The following is a 26,448-nucleotide window of genomic DNA, read 5'->3' on the forward strand; positions in this document are numbered from 1 at the left end:
TCCCTTCGGAAAAGCACGAGTTGAACGGGGGCGGGGTCAGAGGTCGTTGATCCACCAGGCGGCGGTGGAGCCGGGCAGTACTCCGGCGGGGCAGGGGCCGCTGGCGAGCAGGGGGGTGCCGGAGACGGGGGCGGGGGTGGGCGCCGTACCGAAGTTGACGGCGCAGACCAGGCCGTCGCCGCGGTTCAGGCCGTCGCCGCGGACGAAGCCGAGGACGCCGGGCGGGGTGTCCAGCCACTCCAGCGCGCCGTCTCCCAACTGGGGCAGCCGGGACCTGAGTTGGAGTCCGTCGCGGTACAGGTGCCAGAAGGAGCGGGTGTCGGCGAGGGCGCGGTCGGTGGCGTACTCGGCGAAGTAGTCGGGCTGCGGCAGCCAGGGCCGGGCCCCCTCGGCGCCGGAGGTGAAGCCGAACGGGGAGGCCTGGCCCGACCACGGAAGCGGGACCCGGCAGCCGTCGCGGATCCGGGCCCGGCTGCCGGTGCGCCGGAAGATCGGGTCGGTGAGCACGTCGTCGGGCAGGTCGACGACCTCGGGCAGGCCCAGTTCCTCGCCCTGGTAGATGTAGGCGGCGCCGGGCAGCGCCAGCATCAGCAGGGCGGCGGCGCGGGCGCGGGCGGCGCCGAGTCCGCTGCCCTCGGGGGTGGGTTCGCCGTAGCGGGTGACCGTGCGGACCTGGTCGTGGTTGTTGAGGACCCAGGTGACCGTGGAGCCGGTGCCGGCGATGTCCTGCATGGCCTCGCCGATGACCTTGCGGAAGGCGTCGGCGTTCCACGGCGCGCTCAGCAGGTCGAAGAAGAAGGCCTGGTGGAGCTCGTCGGGGCGGACGTACAGCGCGTGGTCGCGGGCGGTGGGCACCGACACCTCGCCGACGAGGAGGCGTTCGCGCCCGTCGCGTGCCGTGTACTCCTCGCACACCGCGCGCCAGTGCCGCCAGACGTCGTGCACCTCGGGCTGGTTCCAGGCGAGGGGGTTGACCGAGTCACGGGTGCGGGCGTCGGCCTCCGGGTCCGGGGAGTCGGGCAGTTCGGGGTGCTTGAAGAGGCCGGCGGCGACGTCGACACGGAAACCGTCGACGCCCCGGTCCAGCCAGAAGCGGAGCACCTGGTCGAACTCGGCGGCGACCTCGGGGGTGCGCCAGTTCCAGTCGGGCTGCTCGGGCGCGAACATGTGCAGGTACCACTGCCCGGGCCGGCCGTCCGCCTCGGTGACCCGGGTCCAGGCCGGGCCGCCGAACATGGAGTGCCAGTTGTTGGGCGGTTCGGAGCCGTCGGGACCCCGGCCGTCGGCGAAGTGGAAGCGGCCGCGCTCCCGGCTGCCGGGTGCGGCGGCGAGGGCCTGCCGGAACCACGGGTGCTCGTCGGAGCAGTGGTTGGGGACGATGTCCAGCAGCACCTTCATGCCGAGCCGCCGGGCGGCCGCCGTCAGCAGGTCGAACTCGGCGAGGTCGCCGAAGAGCGGGTCCACGTCGCAGTAGCCGGCCACGTCGTAGCCGTGGTCGTGCTGCGGCGAGGGATAGAAGGGGCTCAGCCAGATCCCGTCGACACCGAGCTTCTTCAGGTACGGCAGCCCGGCCCGGACGCCGGCCAGATCGCCGATGCCGTCGCCGGTGCTGTCCAGGAAGCTGCGGACGTACACCTGGTAGATCACTGCGTCACGCCACCAAGGGTGCCGGTTCAACACGTTGTTCAACCCGTTGACCTGTCTCTGCGAAGGGCAGCAGTTATGCATGCATGTTAAGTAGGCGTGTCGAGAGGGTGTCAACGAGTAGAGCAGAAGCTACTGCCAAGTTGGGCGGCCATGTCAGGAAATATTGCCCCTCGAAGGACACAGAAGAGACCGTCGCGTTACCTAACAAGTAACTAGCGGCAGGTATCTATCGATCGGAGAGGGCGGCCAGTTCCCGTGCCAGTCGGCGCACCGCCGCCGCGGGCGTCTCGTGCCCGGTCATCGCGTCGTGCACGACGGCCTGCACCACCAGGCTGACCTGGTCGTAGCGCGGGCTCTTGGGGCGCGGCCGGGCCGCCTGCACGCTGGCCCGCAGCGTCGGCAGATAGGGGAACTCCCGGATCAGCGCGGGGTCGTCGTACAGCGCGGCGCGCACCGGCGGCAGGGCGCCGCGGGTGAGGACCTGGCGCTGCACGGGCGCGCTGGTGAGGTACGCGATCAGCCGCGCGGCCGAGTCGGGGTGCCGGGCATGCGTGTTGACGGCCAGGTTGGAGCCGCCGAGGACACTGGTCCCCGGCCCGTCGGGCCCGGGCAGCGGTACGGCACCGATCTTGCCGGCGACCGCGGAGCCCCGGGCCGAGGCGCCGACGTACGCGTACGGCCAGTTGCGCAGGAAGAGCAGGTGGCCGTCCTGGAAGGCCTGCTTGGACTCCTCCTCCGTGTACGTCAGCGCGGCCTTCGGGATCCAGCCCTCCCGCACCCCGCGGGTGAGGAACCCGATGCCCTCGCGGGCCGCCGCGGAGTCGACGGTGACCTTGGCGCCCTCGTCCCCGAGGATGGTTCCGCCGGCCGAGTAGACGGCCTCGGCGGCGTTCACGGTGAGCCCCTCGTAGGGCAGAAACTGGCCCGCGTAGCCGCCGAGTCCGTACTTCGGCGCGATGGTCTTCGCGTCCTGCTCCAGCTCGGCCCAGGTGCGCGGCGGGCGCACCCCCTCCTTGGCGAGGATGTCCGCGCGGTACAGGAGCAGGCCGGCGTTGGTGACGTACGGGACCGCGTACAGCCGTCCGTCGTAGGTCGCCGTGTCGACGACCCTCGGCAGGAAGGTGCTCAGCGGGAAGCGGTCGCGGGGCAGCGGCCGGATCCAGCCCGCCGCGGCGAACTCCGAGGTCCAGGCGACGTCGATGTTGAGGACGTCGAACCGGCTGCGGTCGCCGCCGCGCAGGTCGGTGACCATCTGCGCATGGGCCTCGTCGGCGGAGTCGGGGAGTTCGACGAGGGTGACCCGCTCGCCCGGGTGGGTGCGGTTCCAGCCCTCCAGGAGCGGGCCGAGGTAGCCCGTGAGGTCCCCGGCGGTGGCCACGGTCAGCGGGCCGCGCCCCCCGCCGGCCCCCTGTCCGGAGTGTGCGCCGGAGGCGACGTATCCGGTCATGACCACGACGAGAGCGAGGAGGCCCCTACCCGCGGCACGCAACCACCGCATAGGTTCCTCCCTGTGCACCGCGACCGCACGGGGCACCTTCACCCCGAGTCGGAGGCCATGTATACCTGTTAGGTATGGGCGATACTAGGGTGCGGAGCACAATCGGTAGACAGGAGGACTGCACACGTGCGCCTGCCCCTCCTGGCACTCCTCGCGCGCGGTCCGGCCCACGGCTACGAGCTGAAGCAGGACCTTGAGCAACTGCTGGGCTCCGCGTACCCTCAGCCGAACATCGGCCAGGTCTACGTGACCCTGGGCCGCCTGGAGAAGCAGGGGCTGATCGAGGGCGAGGACGTCGAGCAGTCCAGCCGTCCCAACAAGAAGGTCTACCACCTCACCGAGGCCGGGCAGGACGAACTCCGCGCCTGGTTCGAGAAACCCGAGGACGAGCCCCGGGTGCGGGACGAGTTCTTCATGAAGCTGGCGCTCGCTCCGCGGACCGGACTCGCCGACCAGATCGCCCTGATCAACCGGCAGCGTCGGCAGTACCTGACCACCATGCGCAGCCTGTCGAAGCTGGCCGCCGCCGAGAACCGCGACAACCGGATCGCCCACCTGCTGATCGAGGGCGCGATGCTGCACCTGCAGGCCGACCTGGACTGGCTGGAACGGTGCCAGGAGGAACTGGAGGAGTTGGAATGAGCGAGACTCCCGCTCCTGCGCCGCGCGCCGAGGGCCCGGCCACTCCTGTGCTGCGCGCCGAGGGCCTGGTCAAGACACACCACGGCGAGGGCGCCTCGGCCCGTGCCGTACGCGGGGTGGACCTCGCCCTGCGGCCGGGCGAGTTCGTCGCCGTCACCGGTCCGTCCGGGGCCGGCAAGTCGACGCTGCTGCACCTGCTGGGCGGACTCCAGCGGCCGGACGCCGGCAGCGTCTGGCTGGACGGCACCCGCGCGGACGACTGGAGCGAGGCCCGCTGGGCCGTGGAGCGCCGCAAGCGGATCGGGATCGTCTTCCAGTTCTTCAACCTGGTGTCGAACCTGTCGGTCGCCGACAACGTGGAGCTGCCCGCACTGCTCGCCGGTGTCCCCCCGAAGCAGGCGCGCGCCAAACGCATCGAACTCCTGGCCGAACTGGGCCTCGACGGCAAGGACCGCAGCCTGCCCGGCGAACTGTCCGGCGGCGAACAACAGCGGGTCGCGCTCGCCCGCGCCCTGGTCAACCACCCCCCGCTCCTCCTCGCCGACGAACCCGCGGGCAGCCTGGACAGCAAGGGCACCCGCGAGGTGATGCGACTCCTTTCCCGCTTCCACGGCCGCGGCCAGACGATCCTGCTGGTCACCCATGACGCCCGGCTGGCCAGCGCCGCGGACCGGGTGATCAGCTTCTTCGACGGCCGGATAGCCGACGACGCGGAACTGGACGGCATGCCCACCCGCGGCACCGGGATATCCGGCGTGCTGGAACTGACGGACTGACGGACCGACATGCGGACGTACGACGTCCCCCGAAGGGGCTGAGCCGTATGCGGGCGACCTTGCGCTGGGCACACTCCGATCTGCGCACACACCGCGGCGAGGCGCTGTTCCTGGTCCTGGCCACGGTAGGAATCGTCCTCTCCCTGCTCCTCGCAACAGCCCTGTTCGGCTACGCCACCAACCCCTGGCAGCGCGTCTTCGAGCAGAGCCGCGGCGCCCACGTATGGCTGCACACCTCCCGGTCCGCACAGCTGTCGAAGCTCACCGGGCTGGACGGCGTCGAATCCGAGGCCGGCCCGTACGCCACCGAGACCACCACCCTCACCTCCCACGGCACCCGAGCCGCCGTGGAACTCCGCGCCACCCCCCAGCACCTCACGATCGCCCGCCCGCTCCTCCTCTCCGGCCACTGGCTCGACCCGGCGAGCCCCGACGGCGTGGTCCTGGAGAGCCATCTGGCCCGCGCCCTGCTCGCCGAGCCCGGCGACACGCTCACCCTGCTGGGCACCGCCCGGACGGTGACCGTACTCGGCATCGCCGACAGCGCCGAGCCGCGCTACGACCCGGACGAGCAGCCCGGCCTGGTCTGGGCCCCTCCCTCAGTCGTCCACACCCCGAACGGCCAGGTCATCGGCCTGCGCCTGACCAACCCCGACGACACGGACTACGCCGTGCAGCGCGCCGTGACCGTCCTGGGCGCCGGCGTGATCGGCGAGGTCGCCACCTGGCAGCAGGCGCGCGCCGAGGCACAGGGCGACAACCGGCTGCTCGGCCAGGTACTGGGCCTGTTCGGCCTGGGCGCACTGATAGCCGCGGGCCTGGCGGTCCACGGCGCGATCACCACCCGCATCCGCGGCCACCTCCGCGACATCTCCATCCTCAAAGCCATCGGCTTCACCCCGGACCAGGTGGTCCGCGTCTTCCTCCTCCAGCACATCGCCTACGCACTCCTCGGCGCGGTGACCGCAGCCGCCCTGACGCGATCCCTGGGCAGCAGACTCCCCGGCCGCCTCGGCGACGCGATCGCCCTCTGGCAGAGCCTGCCCGGTCACGCGGTGACACTCGTGGCGATCCCGGCCGGCGCGGTCCTGTTCATAGCCGCAACCACAGGCCTGGCAGCCTGGCGCGCGGGCCGCGTCCCACCGGTACCGACACCCCTCCCCTCGGTCCGGGGCGGCGCCGCCACCCCGCAGGCGGGCGCGCGGCTCTCGGCCCTTGCCCGCCGCGCCCTGGGCCTGCGGGTACCCCCCGCACTGGTCCTGGGCTGGCACACCGCCTTCGCCCGCCGCACACGCTCACTGACGACAGTGGCGCGTCTGGCCCTCCCCCTCCTCCTCATCGTCGTGGCGATGAGCGCGTGGACCACGATCAGCCGCTTCCACAGCGAACCCGGCCGGATCGGCCTCCCGGCCGCGCTCACCGTCCACGCGGACGCGGGCCTCGACGACCGGGACACCCGCGCCCTGCTGGCCCGCGACCCACAGGTCGCCGCCGCCTACCCGGGCGTAGAGGTGGCCGCACTGGTCCCGGGCCAGACGGCCACGATCGCCCTGCGCGGCTTCGGCACCCACCAGGCCCCCTACCCGTACGCACTCGCCGAAGGCCGTCCCGCCCGCGGCGCCGACGAGGCGGTGGCCGGCCAGGGCCTGCTCGACCTGCTGGACGTGCGCGTCGGCGACTGGGTACGGATGACCGTCAGCAACCAGCCGCAGATCCTGCACATCGTCGGCCGCAGCATCGAGACGGAGAACGCCGGCCGGGTCATCTCCACGTCCCTGGACACCCTGCGCGAGAACGACCCCACGCTCACGCCCACCCTCTACCAGGTCCGACTGCGCCCCGGCACCGACGTAAGCCAGGCCGCCCACCGCCTGACCACCGCCGGCCACGGCCGCCTGGACGTGCACACCGTGACCAACCCGGCGGACGGCCTCTCCCCCCTGCGCGGAGTGGCGGCCGGCGTGATCGCCGTCCTCGCCCTGATCGGCCTGATCGAACTCCTCACCACCATCGGCGGCACGGTACGCGAGGGCGAACGCGACCTGCTCGCCCTCAAGGCCATAGGCCTCTCCCCCCGCCAGATCACGGCGATCACCGTCACGGCCACCGGCTGCACAGCTCTGGCCGCGGCCCTGGCGGGCACGGCCCTCGGCACCCCCCTCGCCCACTGGCTGATCAACACCCAGGGCAGATCGAGCGGCATCGGCGCGGGCATCGCACAGGGCCCGCCGCTGGTACTGCTGGCCGCGTTCGGCACGGCGGCGGTCGTCGGCGCGGCGGCCCTGTCCGCCCTCCCGGCAACCCGAGCGGCCCGCCGCCGCCTGACGGACACGCTGAGCGCGGTGGCCTGAGCCGCACTCCTAGCGTTACGGCTTCCGCACGTTACGGCTTCCGCGCAAGCCCACCATGCTCGGCAACGACCTCCTGAGTGCCCGAACCGCCCTCACCAGCCTCCGGCCGCCACTCCGTCACCGACACGACACCGGGTTCGACGAGCTCCAGCCCCTCGAAAAACATGGTGATCTCATCAATGCTGCGCAGGTTGTACGGCACGGCACCGCTGTTGTTGTAGGCGTCCTGGGCCTGCTCGAAGACGGGGTCGATGCCACGCGACCCGTCGTTGATGGAGAGGTAACTGCCCGAGGGCAGCGCTTCCATCAGCGTGGCGACAATGGAACGGGCCTGGTCGTGGTCGGCGACGTGCCCCAGGATGTTGCTGAGAATGAGCGCGGTGGGACGACCGAAGTCCAACGTCTTGGCGGCGACCTCCAGAATGCGCCCCGGGTCCGTCACGTTGGCGTCGATGTACGCGGTCGCCCCCTCCTTGCTGGAGTAGAGGAGCGTGCGGGCGTGCGCGAGCACCATCGGATCGTTGTCGACGTACACGATCCGAGCCTCGGGAGCGAGCCCCTGAGCGACCTCGTGGGTGTTCTGCGCGGTAGGAAGCCCGGTACCGACATCCAGGAACTGCCGGATACCCGCCTCGGCCACGAGATACGCGATGTTCCGCCGCAGGAAGGCCCGGCTGGACCGGGCGATGGTGACGATCCCCGGGAACACCTCGGTGTACGCGTCACCGGCCGCTTGGTCGACGGCGTAGTTGTCCTTGCCACCGAGCCAGTAGTTCCAGATCCGGGCGGAGTGCGGCACCGTCGTGTCGATCTTCTGCTGCTCGGCCGGGTCGGGCGTTATCACGTGGTCGGTCATGGGTCGGGCACGTCCTTCGGCCGGGGCGGGATCATTCGCGGCACATCCTACGAGCGAACTCCCTTTCCACGCTTGCTAGTTCATGTCTTCCTTCCGGCTGGCCGGGACAGCGACGCGCGGTCCTCGATCGACCGGGGTTCAGCTCGCTTCGCGGCCACGCCTCTGCTCGGGGCGGGCAGGCGCGATGATGGTGGGAGCCTGTCCGGGAGGCAGGAGGCTGTCCGCTCCAAGTACTTGGCAGCGCGCCAGTCCGTGCCGGGACCACAGTGCGGCTGTCCACGCACAGAGCAGCGCGTCGATGAGATCTTCCCGATGCTTGTAGTCGGCCGCCTTGTGGGGTGAGGGCTCAGAGAGCAGCCGACGGGAGGCCGGGTGGGAGGAGAGCAGGAGGGGCGGATCGGTGGCGGCCAGCCCCGCCACGCGCGCGATCAGCCTGTCGCACTCCGCAGCCCGTACCGCTCGCCACTTCGCCGTCGGAACTCGTGCCGGCCGACGCTTGTACGTAGGGCGTTCCTCCTGGTCGTAGCCCAGTTCGGCGGCTCCGACCAAGGTCGTGTACGGATAGCACTCGGAGAAGACCCGACCGCCGGTCGGCGGTCCGCTCCTGCCGTCGTCGTAGATCCAGCCCGACTCCTGCAGCCATTCCCGTAACAGCACTCCAGCCTGTCGAGGAGAGCTCTGGTTGGTGCTGTTCACGCTCACCTTCCAACGGCCGTACCGCTGGCCGACCTCCCGCTCGCACGTCCGCTGGCCAACCGGGTTGTCGACGACCAGCGGTGCGTCGACGAATGCCAGGGTCGATCCGTCGACAGCTGTCCTGGCCAGCCATGACATCGTCTCTTCGAGTCCGCGGGTCCAACCGCATGCGATCACGATGCCATGCCTGTCGACGGTGGCTACGCTGGTCTCATTGGGCTTGGTACGGGCTCTGCTCTGCGCCCAGGCGAGGTCGATGCCGATGAACCGTTCAATCCCCATGCATCCGTGGTACCAGAGAACCGGCCACCGGCATGGCGTGGTCTTCTTCTTCCTCGCTGATCAGCCGGCACGCACCGCTCCGACGGGATCGCGAGCGGTCCCCAACCTCTGTATCTCGTCAACCGAACGGCGTCCTCCCCCTCAACTGGTGTCGTCGACGAGCCGGGAAGGAACAGAAGTGCGGGAATGGACCTGGCCCTTCCCGGTCGCCGTTACATGATCGACCGTGAGGCACCCGACCCCGATAGGGGCCGACAGTCCCTTCCCGGGCCCGCCGATAGGGCCGAACGGCCCTTCTTCGCGCCGCCGAGCGGACAGGCGCACCTCCCCCGCACCGCGGCCGCACGCTGCCGGGACCCGACCGGCCCGGGAGCGCCCCCCCCCGCCGGCCACCGATCCCTTTACGAACCCATGACGAGCCCAAAAGGTTCTACGGAACCCTCGCATCCGTATGTCTGTGTGTGCGGGATCCGAAGAACCGGATCAGGAGACACGGTGCTCTTTTCACGGAAGGCGGCGGGAACTCTCTTCGTGGGTGGTGCGATCAGCATGACCCTCGGCTCCCTCCTCTACCCCTCCATGCTCGGAGTTCAGAAGGTCAGCAGCGCTCCAGAGCGAGTCGTCGCCACCCCGGCGACCGGACCGCTGACGGAAGCCGACCGGGATTTCGTGGTCAAGGTGCGCTCGGCAGGACTGTGGGAGTACCCCGTCGGTCAGAAGGCATCGAAGAAGGGGACGACGAAGGCAGTCAGGAACGCCGGGAAGCATCTGGTCGACGGGGACGCCTCGTTGGACGCCGCCTGTCGCGATGTCGCCAATCAGCTGGGCATCACGCTGCCCAACCAGCCGTCGCCACAACAGCAGGGCTTCGAATCCCGGTTGAGTGCGGAAAGCGGCAAGCAGTTCGACGCAGACATGGCCACCACGGTGCGCGCGACGAACGGCCAGTTCCTCACCACGATCGCGAGCATCCGCTCCACCACGAGGAACTCGCTGGTCCGCGCACTGGCCGACCAGGCCAACGACACCGTCCTGGACCACATCACGGTCGTGGAGAAAACCGGCCTGGTCGACTTCGCCCAGGCCCTCGCCCAGGAAACCACCTCGCCCAACCTCCCGGCCCAGGACCTGACCCCACCACCCGCGGTCGCGGGCCAGCCACAGGTCGTCCTCACTCCACCGGCAAACAGCACGGCCTCACCGAGTCCTACGGTGGGGTGAGGACCTGGGCCGAGCCCCCTACGCCGGCCAAGCCGCCGCTGTGTTCGGCCCCAGCCTCCCGCCGTCCCCCGGCAGCGCGCTGCTGATCGGCACCTCTCCGGGCGGCGGGTCCACCGCCGTACCGGAGAGGCCCGTCAGGCACGGCCGGCCGATTTCCGCGGCCGCGGAAACAAAGAGCGGCAGACGAGTCGGGCTGTACGCCGGGGAGAGTCACCGCAACACTATGACCTGCACAAACGTGCAGGGAGGGCGCTTGTGTGGCTACCTTGATGGCTACGCAAGACGACTTCCCGCCCCGAAGCACTCCGGACGGGGTCTTCGTCGCTATTGGGGTCAGACAGTCTGCTCGATGCGCTCGACGATGCCCGGGTCCGACTCCATTCGGCCGCCTTCGCATACTGCAGCAAACCCGACGCTGGTCACGTAGACCGCGAGCCCATCAACGGCTGGGCAGAGCGGAGCCTCAGCAGGAGCATGGACACGAGGTGGTTCCCCAGGGGACAAGTGACTCCTGCGGGTGGGGGTATGTCCTCGCGCAGGGGAAGCCTGTCGGTCCGCAATCGGTGCGAGTGTTCTTCGTTACCCATGGACGTGTTGGACAAGCCCGCTACGCGGCCAGGCGGCGGATTCCCGCCCGGCTCGGGGTCGCCGTCGCAGCCTGGATCCCGGTGACCTCGACCGCGACGCCCCACGCCTCAAGGATCTTGGCCGTCTGTACGAGGGTGACCTGTGAAAACGGGAAGAGCGTATCGGCAGTGAGGTCGGTTCCGTTCTTGAGCAGGATCGCGAAGACGACCTTCGAAGGCCGGAAGCCTTCCGGCAGCCCGTTGCCAGGTCGAGCCGCGTCCACCTTCCGAGCGAACCCGTCCACGGCCTCCGGCGAGTGCAGCAGGGTCTGCACCGCGACCACGCCCTGGCCGAACAGATGGCTCAGCGCGTCGGACCCCTTGGCCCGCTTCACCATGACGAGGACGTTGTCCGGGCTCAGGAGGTCGCAGATCTCCACGCCGTTACCCCGGTGCAGCGCCGTCCGGACGTTGTCGCGGTCGAAGCAGACGTATCCGGGCCGCAGGTCGGGCACCGACTCGTTGTAGTCCCGCTCCTTGTCCCCGAGCACCCAGGCCGGAAGGTCGACCGAGGGCGTGCCGGTGATGAGCCGCTCGACCTGCGAACGAATCGCCGCCAGATACGCCTCGCCGATCTCATACCACTGCCCGTCCAGCAGGAAGAACCGGCGGGCGCCGAGCGCCACCTCCGCTTCGATCCAGCGCAGCACGTGCGAGGTCCGGATGACGTCGTCCTTCGCCGCCCGGGTGTGCGAGTGGAGGGTGACCGTGCCGTCCCGGAGCGCGGCGAAGCGCGTTCCGGGCCTCTGCGCACGTGCCCGGTTGAGGACGTACTCCAGGCTGAAGTCGTCGGTGAGGTACGCCTCCGGGCTGTGCACCTTGGTGGCGAACGCCTGGGCGGCAGCGTAGTCGTCCCAGTGGTCGGACGGGACGGCGACGGCGATACGTCCGTCAGGCGGCTCGCCGAGCATGTCGTCGAGCCGCTCCTCCAGCCGCGTGACGAGGTCGCCGTCCTTGACCGGGACGATGTGCTCGACGAATTCCAGTGCCTGACTCGGGTCCTCTTCCCGGAGAACACGGGCGATGGCCCTGATGTCCGCGACCAGGTCCGCGGGGTCGACGCCGAGCCGCATCCGCAGCCCGGTGCCGCCCTCGACGCTGGAGACCTTCGTACGGTTGTCCCGACCGATCGTGAGCTGCATCCGCTCCAGCCGACCGCCCAGCCGACGCACGATCTGCGCGTGCTCGTGGACACCCAGACTCCAGACCGGAGTGCCGCCCGGCACGAGGGTGATGTCGGTCCGGCCGCCGCCCGGCGTATGGGCGACCAGGTCGCGGATCTGGGCGGGGTCCACCCTGCGGATCACGAAACTCAGTCCGAACCGCCGATCCTTGACACGGTCGGGCACCAGGCGGAACCCCTGGTCGTAGCCGATGGCGTACACCTCGCCGTCGACCGCGAGCATCAGCAGCCCCGCCGACCGGTTCACCGGCCGCGACACCTCGCACCCGGTCGTGCGGTTGATCTCGCCGCACCAACTCGCCTCGGACTGCTCGAAACTGCCCGAAACCAACAGTGCCGGAACCCCCAGGTGCTCCTCCGGGAACTGCAGTTCCGCGTCGACAGCTTCGAGCTGCTCGGGGTCAAGAACGTCGAACATCGCGTCGACCGTGGGAGCGACGCCCGTGAGCCGGTACAGGGTGCGCTTGGAGGTGCTGGAGGGACTGGAGGTCCTGGTTGCCATGGTTCTGATCCGTTCGAAGGTGTTGTGGGCAGAGGGATGCCCGGGAGTCCCGGGGAAGCCGGGAGGCCGGGTGAAAGCACTCCCAGTACATCTCCAACAGAAAGCACTGTCAAACGATTCACATCAGTGAGGCGCTGGTATAGAGTGGGACCGTCCAGCCCGCCCACCCCTACGTCACCGGCAGGAGCCCATGAACCAGCAGGCCAGTGCCCTCGTGACCGCCGCCGACATCTCCCGGCTGGCCGGGGTCACCCGTGCCACGGTGAGCAACTGGCGCCGTCGGCACGCGGACTTTCCCGCCCCGGCCGGAGGCACGGACACCAGCCCCACCTACGACGTCGACGCCGTACGCGCCTGGCTCTCGGCCCGTGGCCAACTCCCCGAGGACACGCCGGCGGACGAACTCCGCACCGCGTTGCGCGCCCACCCCGGCGACGCGGACCTGGCCCTCCACCTGCTCCCTGCGGTGCTCGCAGCCGCCCGACTGGACCGGAGAAAACGCGAAGCCCTCCCAGAACTGCGTGACGACGCGCTGCTGCGATGGGCCCGAGCGGTGACGGCCGACAAGGCGGATGACGTTCCCGGATTCGCAGGCCTCGCATACGGCGCCGACGCGGCCGGGCCGCTCAGGGCCTTGCTGCGAAGCGTCGCCGCGGACGGTGCCGAGGCCACGACGGACGTCCTGGCCGAACGTCTGCTGGAGGACGCCGGAGGCACAGGCACTTACCGCACGCCGCGCCCCCTGGCCGACCTCATGGCCCGGCTTCTGATCAACAGCACGGGCGACGACTTCCCCGCGAGCGTTCTCGATCCCGCGTGCGGCACCGGCTCGCTGCTCGCCGCGGCGGCATCCGCCGGGGCGACCGAACTGCGCGGCCAGGACATCCTGGTCGCCCAGGCCGCCCAGGCCGCCGCGAGGCTCCGGCTGAGCGCCCCCGAGGCGGTGATCTCCGTACGTACCGGGGACAGCCTGCGCTCCGACGCCTTCAAGGGCCTGGCCACGGACGCCGTCCTGTGCAATCCGCCGTACGGCGTCCGTGACTGGGGGCACGAGGATCTGGCCTACGACCAACGCTGGGCGTACGGCGTGCCGCCCAAGGGCGAGCCCGAACTCGCCTGGGTCCAGCACTCCCTGGCGCACCTCGCGCCCGGCGGCCGTGCCGTGCTCCTCATGCCGCCCGCCGTCGCGGAACGCACCGCCGGCCGGCGTATCCGAGCGCAGCTCGTACGCGACGGAGCCCTCCGCGCGGTCGTCTCGCTTCCCCAGGGCGCGGCCACCCCGCTCCACATCGGCCTGCACGTGTGGGTGCTCGAACGGCCCGATCCGCAGGCCGAACCTCCGGGGACGGTTCTACTCGTCGACGCCGCCGCTGCCGAGAACCGGGACCTCGACTGGGCGGCCATCCACAACACAGTGCTCTCAGCGTGGCGGCCTTACCTCGCCGACCGGGACGGCTTCACAGGGGTCCCGGGCATCACGGGTGCCGTGCCGATCACGGACCTCCTCACCGAGGCCGTGGACCTGACCCCGGCCCGCCACATCCGAACGGCTTCCCGGCAGGCTCTACGCCCTGCCCTGCTGGCCCGGCAGGCATCGGAGTCGTACGGCCGACTCCGCCGAGCCGCGCAGGATCTGACCGACCTCAGCGCCGACGGCGACTGGCCACCGGCCGACGACCGTCCCCGCGACTGGCGTACGGCGACGGTCGCGGATCTTCTTCGCGGCGGCGCTCTCACTCTGCTTCGCACCGCGCCCGCGAGCCGCCGGACTCGTAGCGTCGAACCGCTGCCGCGGCCCGAACCAGAACCCGGCGGAAGGCCGACGCTCACAGCCACGGATGTCGTGAAGGACCGACCCGCCTCCGGAACGAAAGCGGACCTGCCCGCCGATGCCCCCCTCCCCTCGATCCAGGAAGGTGACGTGCTGCTCACGGAGACGCTCCGCGTAGGACACAGCACCGTGGCCCGGGTCGTCGAGCCGGACGAGTCAGGCTGTTTCCTGGGGCCCCATCTGCTCCTCTTCCGTCCGGATCAACGCCGTCTCGACCCCTGGTTCCTGGCCGGGTTCCTGGCAGCGGAACAGAACGTCAACGCCGCGGCCACCGGTACATCCATCGTTCGGGTGGACCCCCGACGACTCCGCGTTCCCCTGCTCCCGCTCGCCGAACAGCAGCGCTACGGCGCGGCGTTCCGCCACCTGCACGAACTGCGCACCGCCGCACGTCGTGCCGACCAGGCCGCTGAGGACGTCACACGTCTCCTCGGCACCGGACTCACGGGCGGCGCGCTGTTGCCGAACGGCCACGGATCGGCGTGAAACCTTCGGCCCGGCACCGTGAGCAGCCAGACTTGCCCTCTCCGTCCTTCGAGGACGGCGAAACTCCGGAAGGACAGTGTTGAACAGCAGTAAGCACACGGAACTGGCGAACCACGCGTGGTCGGTCGCCGACCTCCTGCGCGGCGACTACAAGCAGTCCGACTACGGCAAGGTGATCCTGCCGTTCACGGTGCTGCGGCGCCTGGAGTGCGTCCTGGCTCCGACCAAGGACAAGGTCCTGGAGGTCGCCGCCCGCTACGAGAACCAGGACATCAACCCCGACCGCTTCCTGCGCAAGGCGTCCGGCCACAGCTTCTACAACACCAGCACGTACACCCTGAAGGCCATCACGGGCGACGCCTCACACGCGGCGAAGTACCTCAACGAGTACTACGGCGCCTTCTCCCCCAACGCGCGGGAGGTCCTGGAGCGGTACGACTTCGCCCAGCAGATCAAGCGACTGGCCGCGGCGGACCTGCTGTACCAGGTGGTCGGGCGGTTCGCCGACCTCGACCTTCGGCCGGTGAAGAGGGACGAAGACGGCGAACTCGTGCTCGGCGAGAACGGCAAGCCGATCGAGATCGTCACCAACCATCAGATGGGCTACATCTTCGAGGAACTGATCCGGCGCTTCGCCGAGCAGTCCAACGAGACGGCCGGTGAGCACTTCACACCGCGGGAAGTCATCAGGCTGATGGTCAACCTGCTCGTCGCACCGGACACCGACGCGCTGGCCCTGCCGGGCACCGTCCGCACGGTCATGGACCCGGCCTGCGGCACCGGCGGCATGCTCAGCGCGGCCGAGGAGCACATCACCGCCCACAACCGGGACGCCACGGTCAAGGTCTTCGGCCAGGAACTCAACCCCGAGTCCTGGGCCATCTGCCGGTCGGACATGATGATCAAGGGCCAGGATCCGGAGAACATCAAGTTCGGCAACTCCTTCAGCGACGACGGCCACGCCGACGCCACCTTCGACTACCTGCTGGCCAACCCGCCGTTCGGCGTGGAGTGGAAGAAGGTCAAGGACGCGGTCGAGGACGAACACGAACGCCTCGGTGACAGCGGGCGGTTCGGGGCCGGCCTGCCGCGCATCAACGACGGGTCGCTGCTCTTCCTCCAGCACATGATCTCGAAGATGAAGCCGGTGGACGCGTCGGGGGCGGGCGGCAGCCGCATCGCGATCGTCTTCAACGGCTCCCCGCTGTTCACGGGGGCGGCGGAGTCGGGTGAGTCCAGGATCCGGCAGTGGATCCTGGAGAACGACTGGCTGGAGGGCATCGTCGCCCTGCCCGACCAGCTCTTCTACAACACCGGTATCTCCACGTACTTCTGGGTGCTCAGCAACCGCAAGGCCAGGGACCGGCGCGGCAAGGTCGTCCTGCTGGACGCGCGCGACTACTGGCGCAAGATGCGAAAGTCGCTCGGCGACAAGCGCAAGGAACTGGGCGAGCAGCACATCTCCGAGATCACACGGCTCTACACGGAGGCGCTGGCGGTCGTCGACGCGGCGAAGAAGGGCGGCGGCCACGACCTGGCCGACCGCGCCGGGAAGGTCAAGGTCTTCCGCAACGAGGACTTCGGCTACCACCGGATCACCGTCGAACGGCCGCTGAAGCTCCGCTTCGAGGTGACGGAGGAGACGCTGACGGCCCTCACCGCGTCCAAGCCGATCACACGGGCCACGGACGCGGAGGCGTTCGCGGAGGCGTTGCGCCCACTGGTCGGCAAGTCCTGGACGACGAAGTCCGACGCGTGGATCGACCTCAAGGACGCGGTCGTCGCGGCCGGCCGGTTGTGGCCGACGGGCGCACCGTTCGGCAAGGCGCTGCGGGAGGTGGTCGGCGTGCGGGACCCGGGGGGTGAGGTCCAGTACATCAAGGGCGAGAAGGAACCCGATCCGGAGCTGCGGGACTACGAGAACGTTCCGTTGGAGGAGGACGTGGAGGAGTACTTGCGGCGGGAGGTGCTGCCACATGTTCCGGATGCGTGGATCGACCACAGCAAGACGAAGATCGGGTACGAGATCCCGTTCACGCGGCATTTCTATGTGTACAAGCCGCCGCGGCCGTTGGGGGAGATCGACGCGGAGCTGAAGGCTCTGGAGGGCGAGATTCAGGCGCTGCTTGGGGAGGTGACGGGATGACTGATCGTCTCCCATTGAGGCGCATTGCCCGCCTGGCGTATGGGGACGCGCTTTCTGCGGACATTCGCGTCGAAGGCAAGTACGCAGTCGTGGGATCAGGTGGCACGTCTGGAACTCACAACTCCCGTAATTTCCGGGCTCCGGGAATCGTCATCGGCCGAAAGGGTAGCTACGGCTCCATTCACTGGGTTCCCGGCGGCGGATTCGCCATCGACACCGCGTATTTCATTGATGAGACATGCACATCGGCGGATCTCCGCTGGCTCTATTACGCACTCCAAGCAGTGGATCTACGTGGAGTGTCGCAAGACGTTGGCGTTCCTGGGCTATCCAGGGAGTCGGCCTACCAGGTACTGCTACCTGCAGCACCGTCACTGGAGGAGCAGCACCGCATCGCCGACTTCCTCGACGCCGAAACCTCCCGCATCGATGAAGTCACCAATGCGATGCAGTCAGAGATTGGTTTGCTTATCCAGCGCCGGGTGCAGACCATCGATCGGATTTGGGGGCACGTCAACAGCGTCCCTCTCATGAGGCTCGGATATGCGACCAGCCTCGTGACAAGCGGATCACGCGGATGGAGTGACTATGTATCCGATTCGGGCGCACTCTTCTTCCGCAGCGCCAATCTTCGACCTGACAGAATCCAACCAAAGCTGACAAATTCAGTCTATGTTCAGATTCCCTCCGATTCTGCAACAGAGGCCACCAGGGCACGCATCACTGACGGCGACGTCCTGGTGGGTATCACAGGCGCAAATTGCGGCTGGGTCGCACTCGCGAATGGTGCGGTCGCTGGCGGATACGTAAGCCAGCATGTCTGTTTGGTACGCCCGGACAGGCACCGAATCAGCAGCAAGTGGCTTGCATACCTCATCGCTTCGCGATCAGTGCAGGACAGACTTATGGGCAGTCAGTACGGCGGGACCAAGACCCAATTGTCGCTTCCAGACATTCGCGATCTACGCGTACCAGTCATTCCTATTGCGGATCAGGAGAAGCTGAGCGGCGAGATCACACTGCAAGTCAACCGGATCGACAGCCTGCGCAGTCTAAGATTCCGTCAGCTCGACCTCCTCGCCGAACGCCGCCAAGCCCTGATCACCGCCGCCGTCACCGGTCAGATCGACGTGTCCACCGCCAGTGGACGAGGGATCGAGGAATGATCGCGCCATGAGTGCCGCCGTGCCCCACCGCCCGTTGCCGTTCATCACCCGTGTCCGGATCGAGAACTACAAATCCATCGCTCATTGCGACGTGACTCTCGGCCGGTTCACCGTGCTGCTCGGGCTGAACGCCGCAGGTAAGTCGAACTTCCTCGATGCCCTGCGCTTTGTCCGCGACGCGTTGGCGAACGGCCCGGCCGAGGCCGTGGCGATGCGCGGCGGGTGGGAGGAGGTGCTGCGCCGGGTCCCTGAGCCGGCAATCTCCTGCACGATCGGGCTGGAGTTTCATCTGCCGACGATCGCCCATGACGGGGAGCCCTGGGTAGGGCGGTACGAGATCACCCTCGCACCGGCGACAGCCACCAGGCGGGGGCGAGACGCGGGGTCCGGTGTCCGTGTCCAGCGTGAGTTCTGCGAAATGCGTCACCCTGGTGCCAAGGGCGGGACTGACGCCGAGCGATTCCTGGTGCGAGACCGCGCGGAAACGGGACGTCGTCTGAAGCTGCTGAGGCTTTCACGAATGTCTGGCACAGAGGCGTTCGGTGACCTTCACGAGACTCTCGCGGAGATGTTTTTCTACAGCCCTGACCTGTCCAGCCTTCGTAAGGCCCGCCCCAACCCCGTGTTCTTCGAAGGCCTGGGCGAAGAAGGCGGCGACCTCGGCCCGGCCTTGGCCGCGCTCGGGGAGCAGGAGCGTCACCGCGTCTCGCAGTACCTGGGGGCGATCGTGCCCGGAGTCGTGGAGGTCGGTCCCACCGACCCCGCCGCCGACTACATCGCGGCGCGGATCAGCTTCGCCATCGACGGCGAGAGCGAACCGCACGTCTTCCGGGCCGAGTCCATGTCGGAAGGGACTATCCGAGCGATCGGTCTGCTGACCGCACTCTTCCAACCCGCTGCCCGCGAAGGCTGGATCCCACTCATCGCCATCGAGGAGCCCGAGTTGGCGCTGCACCCACTCGCGGCCGGAGCCCTCTACGACGCGCTCACGGAAGCAAGTGAGCACGTACAGGTCCTTGCCATCACGCAGAGCGCGGAACTGTTCGACCGTAAGGAGGCCGATCTGTCGGCCATCCGCGTGGTCGCCGCCGAGCACGGGGTGACAGTGATCGGCGAGGTGGACCCCGTAAGCCGGTCGATCGTCGCCGACGGCCTGGCCACCACGGCCGAACTGCTGCGCTCCGACCAACTGCGCCCGGTCGTCGAACCCCCAGCCCGACCGGACGAGCAACCGGAGGCTGAGGAGTGAACCAGCCGAGAGTCACGATCGCCTCCGTCGTCGAAGGCGAGGGCGAGATCAGCGCGCTGCCCGTCCTCCTCCGGCGGCTGATGTACGAGGCGGAGATCTGGGACGCCGACATCCAGCCGCCCTTCCTGGTCGACCGTGGCCGACTCGTCCGGCCAGGCGGCGTGGAAAACGCAGTAGAAGCCCAGGCGCGACGCGTACCCGCCGACCACCCGGGCGGCATTCTGGTCGTGATCGACGCCGACGACGACTGCCCGGCCAGCCTCGGGCCTGCGCTCCTGGCCAGGGCCGAGGACACCCGCTCGGACCGCCGCACGGCAGTCGTCCTCGCGAACCGGGAGTTCGAGGCCTGGTTCCTCGCCTCAGCGCCCTCACTCGGCGGCCGGGCGGGGCTAGCCGAAGACCTGGAGGTCCCGGCCGACAGCGAAACACGACGCGACTGCAAGGGCTGGCTGACCCACCACCGTGAGGACGGGGTGCGGTACCGCCCCCGCGTGGACCAGCCGGCCCTGACCCACGCCATCGACCTCGACCTTGCCCGCGCCAACTCACCGTCCTTCGACAACTTCTGCCGTGACATCACGTTCCTGATCACCGGAAAGCGGGGGGAATAGCAGCTCATGTCCGTCCACGACGAAGCAGCCTTCGGAAACGCCATAGTCGCCGCCTTGCTTGAGCGCGGTTGGACTGAGGGAAACAAGCACGACTACCGACCCCAACTCGGCCTGGACACCGCCCAGCTCACCGAGTTCATCGGCAGGACCCAGGCCGACGACTGGGCCGAACTGATCGCCCTCTACGGCGACGACGCCAACGCCGCCCAGGCCGGGTTCGCCAAGCGCGTGGACCAGGCGATCGGAACCGACGGCGTCCTGGACGTCCTCCGCAAGGGCGTGAAGGACCACGGCATCCTGATCAGGCTCGCCTACTTCAAGCCGTCGCTCGTCGCCTCGGACGCCGTCCTGGACGACTACCGGGCGAACCGGCTGACCTTCGTCAAGGAGTTGCAGTACGCGGCGAAGCAGGCGGACAAGGGCAACGAGTTGGACCTCACCCTTTTCCTCAACGGAATCCCGCTGGCGACCGCCGAGTTGAAGAACGCCCTCACACGGCAGGGGGCGGAGCAGGCCAAGGAGCAGTACCGACTCAAGCGGGACCCCACCGAGCTGATCTTCGCGCGCCGCGTCATCGCGAACTTCGCCATCGACACCGACGTGGTCTACGTCGCGCCCGAGCTGCGCGGCAAGCTCACACGGTTCCTGCCGTTCAACACCGGCTCGGAAGGCCCGGGGAAGCCCGGCGGCGCGGGGAATCCGGAGCCCACCGTCCCCGGGACGTACGCGACTTCCTACCTCTGGGAGCAGATCTGGGAGCGGGACACCTGGCTCGACCTGATCGAGCGGTTCGTGCACCTCAGCAAGGAGAAGGGCCCGGACGGGCGGACGCGGAAGAAGCTGATCTTCCCGCGCTACCACCAGTGGGACATCGTCACGAAGCTCACCGGCCACGCGGCCCGCCACGGCGCCGGTCACAACTACCTCGGCATGGCCTCCGCCGGTTCCGGCAAGTCGAACACCATCGGGTGGCTGGCTCATCGCCTGTCGTCGCTGCACACGCCGACCAACCCCGCCGAGATCGACCCCGACGCCCTGGCCGATGGCCTCAAGCCCGGTGCACCCGTGTTCGACAAGGTCGTGATCATCACCGACCGCCGCAATCTCGACGCCCAACTCCGCGAAACCGTCGGCAGTTTCGAGAAGAACGCCGGTCTGGTCGTGAAGATCGACGAGAAGCACGGCGCGAAGTCGGAACAGCTCGCCAAGGCACTGTCCCGCGAGACCGGGAAGATCATCACGGTCACGCTGCACACTTTCCCCGCCCTCATCGACTACCTGCGCCGCAGTCCGACCGAGATACAGGGCCGCAACTTCGCGATCATCGTGGACGAGGCGCACTCCTCCCAGTCCGGCGACGCGGCGACAGCCGTACGCGCGGCACTGCGTGACCTCGGCCTGGACTCCGACTCCGACGACGCCGGGGCAACCAAGGTGGAAGCAGAGGCGGCCACCACCGACGCCAAGCTCATCCGCAAGGCCACCCAGCGCGGCAAGGCCTCCAACCTGTCCTACTTCGCGTTCACGGCCACGCCCAAGGCCAAGACCCTCGAACTCTTCGGCACCCTGGACACCGTCAACGGCAAGCCGGCGTACGTCCCCTTCCACACGTACTCGATGCGCCAGGCCATCGAGGAAGGGTTCATCCTCGACCCCCTGCGTACCTACGTCACGTACGACACGTACTGGAAGCTGGTGAACAAGAACCCGGACGAACGCGAGGTGGACCCGTCCAAGGCGAATCCGCTGCTCGCCCGGTACGCGCTCACACACGACTCCACGGTAACCCAGCAGGCGCAGGTGATCGTCGAGCACTTCCGCACGCACACCGCCGGCCGACTCGGCGGGCGCGCCAAGGCCATGGTGGTGACGGCCTCCCGGCACAGCGCCGTGCAGATGGCCCGCGCGATCAGGAAGTACGTCGGCGACAACGCTTACGCCGACCCCGGCGTCCTGGTCGCGTTCTCCGGCAGCCTGACGTACGACGGCGAGGAGACGACCGAGCCGAAGGAGAACGGCGGGCTGGCCGAGTCCGCGCTGCCGAAGGCGTTCGCGTACACGCGCAAGGACGACAAGGCCGTGCGCACCGGCGGGACGGCGACTCAGCGCGAGTACCGCATCCTGGTCGTCGCCGAGAAGTACCAGACCGGCTTCGACCAGCCGCTGCTCACCACCATGTACGTGAACAAGAAGCTCGCGGGCATCAGCGCCGTCCAGACCCTCTCCCGGCTGAACCGCACCGCAGACCGCAAGTCGCAGGCGGACCTCGCCGTACTGGACTTCGTCAACGACGCCGAGGACATCAAGGAGTCCTTCCGCCCGTACTTCGAGGAGGCCAACACCCTTCCCTCCGACCCCAACCTCCTCTACATCGCGCAGAGCCAGGTCATGCAGCCCGACATCCTCGTCGAGGAGGAGATGCGGGAGTTCGCGGACGCCTATCTGGCAGCCGAGGAGAAGGCGGCGGGCTCGGCCGCCCGCTGGGAGAGGCTCCACGCGGAGCTGTACCGGCAACTCGCCCCCGCCGTCGGGCGGTTCACCGACCTGCTGGACCGCAGGGACGAGGCGGGCGACCCCGACGAGGAAGCCGCCGAGGCCGCCGAGAAGTTCCGCGCGGATCTCAACGACTACGTACGGAAGTACGGCTTCCTCTCGCAGATCGTGCCCTACCGCGACGCCGACCTCGAATGCCTCTACCTGTACGGCCGCCACCTGCTCAACCGCCTGCCGCGACGCGGTGACGGCGGTGTCGACATCGGGGACGTCGACCTCAGTCATCTGCGCATCCAGAAGACCGGCGAGCACGACCTCACCCTGACCTCCGAGGGAGCGGCGGAGCTGCGCGGCTTCGGCGAGGGCGCGGGCGGCGCCAAGGAGCAGGAGAAGTCGCTCCTGTCAGAGCTGATCGAGAAGTTCAACGACAAGTTCGGCACCGACTTCAGCGATCAGGACGTGATCACGCCGTTCTCCGAGGCGAAGGCGGACCCGAAGGTCCGCGCCGCCGCGGTCAACGACGAGGAGAACTTCGGACTCGTCTTCGACGAGGTCTTCGAGGACAAGATGGCCGAACACATCGACACCATCGCCGACATGGGACGCCAGTACTTCAGCCACGACGACAGCTTCAAGCAGTCGCTCAACCAGAGTGCGCGCCGGGCGGCCTGGCGGATGATCCGCCGGGAGGAGAACATCGACGACGAGGCGGCCTGACCCGCCCGGCCTTCCGTCCCCTCCCTGCCGACCACTCCCCCCTGGTCAGCCTCCCTGGCGGAACGAGAGCCCCGCGATCACGGACGTTCCGCGCATGGGGCGGGGCCGGACGGTCCAGGCAGTGGCGAGGCCTTCGACGAGGATCAGGCCCCGGCCGCTCTCGGAGTCGGCGTCCGGGTGCGCCAGAGCGGGCTTGCCGGCACCCGGGTCGGAGACGGCCAGCCAGTAGTGGCCGTCGGCCGGCCACAGAACGAGTTCGATGAGGTCCTCGTCCTCCCGGTACGCGCCGTGCCGAATGGCGTTGGTGACCAGTTCAGAGGTCAACAGGCCCAGGTCGTCGCCAAGGTGAGGACGGAGAGCGTCCGGCAGCACTTCGACGACGGCGTGCCGGGCCCGCCGTACGGAGGCGGGCTGGGCAGGGAAGCGCCAGTGAGCGGGTACGAGGGGGATCTCGGGCATGGCGAACTCCACGACTCTGTGAGGGGTTTGGGGTCGCCGGTGGCCTACCGCCCTGGTCGCGGACACACCCGTCCCAGGGCGGACGGGCATGCTCACGCGGTGCACTTCCGGCGTTGCGGTGTGTAGCGTGCACGGTACTCACAGTAGGGCAACGGGGGTACATGTGCTACCAAGTCCCGAAGGTCCGTTGGAACGAACTTCGCTTCGCGGCAAACTGAGCCGCACGCGACGAGAGGGAACCGATGCCGCCGAGGAGCAATCCGACCGCACGCCAGCAGCGTCTGGGCGCAGAGCTTCGCAAGCTACGGGAAGGGGCGGGACTGTCCACCGAACAGGCCGCCATACTGCTGGACACGAAACGAACCGTGATCACCAGCACCGAGGCGGGACGTCACGGCGTCAGCCCGGAGCGTGTCCGGCGCATTGCCTTCCGGTACGAGTGCACGGACCAGGCTCTGGTAGACGCGCTGGTCTCCATGTGCGGCGACCGCACGACCGGCTGGTGGGAGGAGTATCGCGACCTCCTGCCCGCGACATTCCTGGACATCGCCGAGTTGGAGTGGCACGCCCGAGGCTTGCGTGTCAGCACGATGACACACATGCCGGGCCAGCTGCAGACCGAGGCATACGCACACGCCCTCTTCCAAGCTGCCATCCCGCCGCTGCCCACCGAGGAGTTCGAGGCCAGGGTCGCCCACCGCGTGCAAAGGCACCAGGCCATCGACCGGCCAGGGGCTCCGGACTACGTGCTGATCATCCATGAGGCCGCCCTCCGGATCGAAGCAGGTGGACGCGCGGTGCTACGAGACCAGCTTGGTCACCTCATGACAGCCGCAGACCGCGACAACGTCACAATCCAGGCCATCCCCTTCTCCGCAGGGGCGTTCCCCGGTTCAGGCCAGTCGATCCTGTACGCCCTCGGCCAGATGCCTCCACTCGACACCGTGCAACTGGACCGCGCCACGGCAGGAGAATTCCTTTATTCAGGTGCCCACTTGTGCAAGTACCGTCTGCAACTCAACGAGATGCAGAGGATCGCGCTCAAGCCTGAGGAGACCCTCGATCTCATGCACGCCATTTCCCAGAGCCTTTAGGAGAGTTGGTCATGCCTGCTATCAGCTGGGAAGCACCCTTCTGCCAGGACGCGAGCAACTGCTTCCGCTTCGGTACCGATGCCGAAGGCAACGCCTACATAGCCGTCAACGGCCAGGAGGATCACCACCTCACTGACTCCCTCGAAGCCCTGCGCACCCTCATCACCGACATCAAGGCGGGCAAGGCCGACCACCTGCTGTAGGACCTCTGTAGGACCTGCCGCGCACCCCGCCAATAGGTACCGTGTACAGCGATCGACTGACGAGGCATCAGGACGACGGGGGCGCAACGCGTGTCGCAGGCAAGGAGAATCGGCGAGCAGGGCCGCTACGAGCTGATCGAGGAGATCGAGTCCGGTGGCATGGGCACGGTCTGGCGCGGCTACGACGCCGTTCTCGACCGGGAGATCGCGGTCAAGCTCATCCGGCCCGACGTCGTCGCGTCGCCCGCGCAGGCGCAGGAGTTCGCCCGCCGCTTCGAACGTGAGGCGCGCGTCACCGCTCGGATTGGGCATCACGGGGTGCCGCAGGTGTTCGACGCGGTGCTGGACGAGGCGTCGTACGACCGGCTGTACCTGGTGATGGAGTACGTGCGCGGGATCTCCCTGCGCAGGCTGCTGGCAGGCGCGGAGGACGAAGCGGCGGCCCGGCTCCCGGTGAGCTGGGCCGCGTCGATCGCCGCGCAGATCTGCACCGTCCTGTCGTACGCGCACGCCATCCCGGTCGTGCACCGCGACCTGAAGCCGGACAACGTCCTGATCGCCGCTGACGGCACGGTCAAGGTGCTGGACTTCGGCATCGCGAAGCTGTTGCGTACGGATGTCACCCGGCTCACGGCCACCGGCAGCCGGATCGGTACCAGCCGTTACATGCCGCCCGAGCAGATCGACGGCGCGCAGATCACCCCGCTGAGCGACCTCTACGCGCTCGGCTGTGTGCTGCACGAACTCCTCGCCGGGGAGCCGGTGTTCAGCGGCGACAACGAGTACCAGCTTCTGCACCAGCACATGAAGGCGCCGCCGAAGCCGTTGCGCACACTGCGGCCCGAGGCACCGGAGGACCTGGAGACGCTGATCCTCGACCTGCTGGCCAAGGTGCCCGAGCAGCGTCCGGCCGACGCGTACGCGGTCTACGAGCGTCTGTCGCCACACCTGCCGCAACCGGGCTCGGCGGCTGCCCCCGTGGTCTTCACCGACGGTGATTCCCCCTCCGTCGTTCCCGACCCGACGGTGGTCTACCGGCAGCCGAACGCGCCCCTGCGGCGGACCACGGCGCCCTCGCCCGCACCCGAGCCGACAGCGCCCGTGCCAGTCCCCGGGCGGGTCGACACCGCGCTCCGGGACGCCATCCGGGACGCCTACGCCCGGTCCGCGGACCTCGCCGAAAGCGGACGGTTCGCCCAGGCCGCGGACGTCCTCAAGGCCGTGATCGCCACGGCCGCCACCGCTCTCGGCGAGCACAACCCCCGTGTACTCGGCCTGCGGCGGCAGCGCGCGGCGGTCCTCATGGCCGGCGAGGACTTCCGGCGTGCCTTGCCGGAGTTCGACGCGCTGGCCGCCGTCTACGCCCGTACGGCGGGACCGGCCGACGAAAACACCCTGGAGTGCCGTCGGCACGCCGCCCACTGCCGGGCCAACCTCGGTCAGGCCACGGTCGCCCTACGGGAGTTCCAGGAGGTCCTGGAGGTCGTGTCCGACGCAGCCGGGGACGCCTCCGAGACCGCTCTCGACCTGCGCCGAAGCATCGGCCTCCTCCTCTTCTCCGAGGGCCGCCGCACCGAGGCCGAGGGTGTTCTCGACGCCCTCCACGAGGACATGTGCGTACTCCTCGGCGAGGACCACGAGGAGACCCGCGAGATTGCCGATCTCCTCGCCCGGCTGCGCGGCCCGGAGGGCTCGGGCCCCTACTGACGGCCC

General features: G+C 68.8%; 19 protein-coding genes. 13 read left to right on the top strand and 6 right to left on the bottom strand.

Going from position 1 to position 26,448, the window contains the following annotated elements:
• Positions 1–36: 36 nt before the first annotated feature.
• Both SSP29_RS16210 and SSP29_RS16215 read right to left on the bottom strand, forming a co-directional pair.
• Positions 37–1,728, bottom strand: a complete 1,692-nt coding sequence (locus SSP29_RS16210) for a glycoside hydrolase family 13 protein (protein ID WP_150134279.1) — start codon at positions 1,726–1,728, stop codon at positions 37–39.
• 145 nt (positions 1,729–1,873) lie between these two features.
• Complete coding sequence (locus SSP29_RS16215; protein WP_089101335.1) at positions 1,874–3,145, bottom strand: ABC transporter substrate-binding protein; 1,272 nt, start codon at positions 3,143–3,145, stop codon at positions 1,874–1,876.
• Between the two features lie 126 nt (positions 3,146–3,271).
• On the opposite strand from SSP29_RS16215, the gene SSP29_RS16220 reads away from it, so the two are divergent.
• Genes SSP29_RS16220 through SSP29_RS16230 form a run of 3 tightly spaced genes read left to right on the top strand, consistent with a single transcriptional unit; the run spans position 3,272 to position 6,914 of the window.
• The gene (locus tag SSP29_RS16220) at positions 3,272–3,787 is read left to right on the top strand and encodes a PadR family transcriptional regulator (RefSeq protein WP_089101336.1); all 516 of its coding nucleotides are present in this window, start codon (positions 3,272–3,274) and stop codon (positions 3,785–3,787) included.
• A complete protein-coding gene (locus SSP29_RS16225) occupies positions 3,784–4,563 on the top strand; it encodes an ABC transporter ATP-binding protein (RefSeq protein WP_089101337.1) in 780 nt (259 codons plus the stop codon). Before SSP29_RS16220 ends, SSP29_RS16225 begins: the two co-directional genes overlap by 4 nt.
• A gap of 47 nt (positions 4,564–4,610) precedes the next feature.
• Positions 4,611–6,914, top strand: a complete 2,304-nt coding sequence (locus SSP29_RS16230) for an ABC transporter permease (protein ID WP_089101338.1) — start codon at positions 4,611–4,613, stop codon at positions 6,912–6,914.
• Positions 6,915–6,945: 31 nt separating this feature from the next.
• Here SSP29_RS16230 and SSP29_RS16235 read toward each other — a convergent pair whose 3' ends face one another.
• Positions 6,946–7,770, bottom strand: a complete 825-nt coding sequence (locus SSP29_RS16235) for an SAM-dependent methyltransferase (protein ID WP_089101339.1) — start codon at positions 7,768–7,770, stop codon at positions 6,946–6,948.
• A 138-nt stretch (positions 7,771–7,908) separates the two neighbouring features.
• Complete coding sequence (locus SSP29_RS16240) at positions 7,909–8,748, bottom strand: DUF429 domain-containing protein (RefSeq protein WP_089101340.1); 840 nt, start codon at positions 8,746–8,748, stop codon at positions 7,909–7,911.
• A 531-nt stretch (positions 8,749–9,279) separates the two neighbouring features.
• Between SSP29_RS16240 and SSP29_RS16245 the strand changes: the two genes are divergently transcribed.
• Positions 9,280–9,969 (top strand): DUF4142 domain-containing protein, encoded by a 690-nt coding sequence (locus tag SSP29_RS16245; RefSeq protein ID WP_089101341.1) that lies wholly within the window; start codon positions 9,280–9,282, stop codon positions 9,967–9,969.
• Between the two features lie 607 nt (positions 9,970–10,576).
• On the opposite strand, the gene SSP29_RS16250 is transcribed toward SSP29_RS16245, so the two are convergent.
• Complete coding sequence (locus SSP29_RS16250; protein ID WP_089101342.1) at positions 10,577–12,280, bottom strand: TIGR04141 family sporadically distributed protein; 1,704 nt, start codon at positions 12,278–12,280, stop codon at positions 10,577–10,579.
• Positions 12,281–12,470: 190 nt separating this feature from the next.
• On the opposite strand from SSP29_RS16250, the gene SSP29_RS16255 reads away from it, so the two are divergent.
• From SSP29_RS16255 to SSP29_RS16280, 6 genes are all read left to right on the top strand, one after another.
• Positions 12,471–14,597 (top strand): N-6 DNA methylase, encoded by a 2,127-nt coding sequence (locus tag SSP29_RS16255; protein ID WP_089101343.1) that lies wholly within the window; start codon positions 12,471–12,473, stop codon positions 14,595–14,597.
• 79 nt (positions 14,598–14,676) lie between these two features.
• Positions 14,677–16,743, top strand: a complete 2,067-nt coding sequence (locus SSP29_RS16260) for a type I restriction-modification system subunit M (RefSeq protein ID WP_089101344.1) — start codon at positions 14,677–14,679, stop codon at positions 16,741–16,743.
• Positions 16,740–17,909 (top strand): restriction endonuclease subunit S, encoded by a 1,170-nt coding sequence (locus tag SSP29_RS52525; protein ID WP_145968901.1) that lies wholly within the window; start codon positions 16,740–16,742, stop codon positions 17,907–17,909. The genes SSP29_RS16260 and SSP29_RS52525 overlap by 4 nt, the downstream gene beginning before the upstream one ends.
• A gap of 7 nt (positions 17,910–17,916) precedes the next feature.
• Positions 17,917–19,158 carry an AAA family ATPase gene (locus tag SSP29_RS16270; protein ID WP_089101346.1) on the top strand — a complete coding sequence of 414 codons (1,242 nt, stop codon included), beginning with the start codon at positions 17,917–17,919 and terminating at the stop codon, positions 19,156–19,158.
• On the top strand, positions 19,155–19,769 hold the full coding sequence (locus tag SSP29_RS16275) for a DUF4276 family protein (protein WP_089101347.1): 615 nt from the start codon (positions 19,155–19,157) through the stop codon (positions 19,767–19,769). The genes SSP29_RS16270 and SSP29_RS16275 overlap by 4 nt, the downstream gene beginning before the upstream one ends.
• Before the next feature lie 6 nt (positions 19,770–19,775).
• Entirely contained in the window at positions 19,776–22,979 is a 3,204-nt protein-coding gene (locus tag SSP29_RS16280; RefSeq protein ID WP_089101348.1) for a type I restriction endonuclease subunit R, read from the top strand.
• A 45-nt stretch (positions 22,980–23,024) separates the two neighbouring features.
• Here the strand turns inward: SSP29_RS16280 and SSP29_RS16285 are convergent, their stop codons facing one another.
• The gene (locus SSP29_RS16285; RefSeq protein WP_089101349.1) at positions 23,025–23,438 is read right to left on the bottom strand and encodes an ATP-binding protein; all 414 of its coding nucleotides are present in this window, start codon (positions 23,436–23,438) and stop codon (positions 23,025–23,027) included.
• A 242-nt stretch (positions 23,439–23,680) separates the two neighbouring features.
• On the opposite strand from SSP29_RS16285, the gene SSP29_RS16290 reads away from it, so the two are divergent.
• The 3 genes from SSP29_RS16290 to SSP29_RS16300 all read left to right on the top strand — a co-directional run bounded on the left by SSP29_RS16290 (position 23,681) and on the right by SSP29_RS16300 (position 26,442).
• Positions 23,681–24,532: a helix-turn-helix domain-containing protein gene (locus tag SSP29_RS16290; protein WP_089101350.1), complete on the top strand. Its 852-nt coding sequence runs from the start codon at positions 23,681–23,683 to the stop codon at positions 24,530–24,532.
• 11 nt (positions 24,533–24,543) lie between these two features.
• Entirely contained in the window at positions 24,544–24,735 is a 192-nt protein-coding gene (locus SSP29_RS16295; RefSeq protein ID WP_089101351.1) for a hypothetical protein, read from the top strand.
• Between the two features lie 90 nt (positions 24,736–24,825).
• The gene (locus SSP29_RS16300) at positions 24,826–26,442 is read left to right on the top strand and encodes a serine/threonine-protein kinase (RefSeq protein ID WP_089101352.1); all 1,617 of its coding nucleotides are present in this window, start codon (positions 24,826–24,828) and stop codon (positions 26,440–26,442) included.
• The last annotated feature ends 6 nt before the right edge of the window (positions 26,443–26,448 follow it).

Origin of the sequence: Streptomyces hyaluromycini (assembly GCF_002217755.1) — a bacterium.
GTDB lineage: Bacteria > Actinomycetota > Actinomycetes > Streptomycetales > Streptomycetaceae > Streptomyces > Streptomyces hyaluromycini.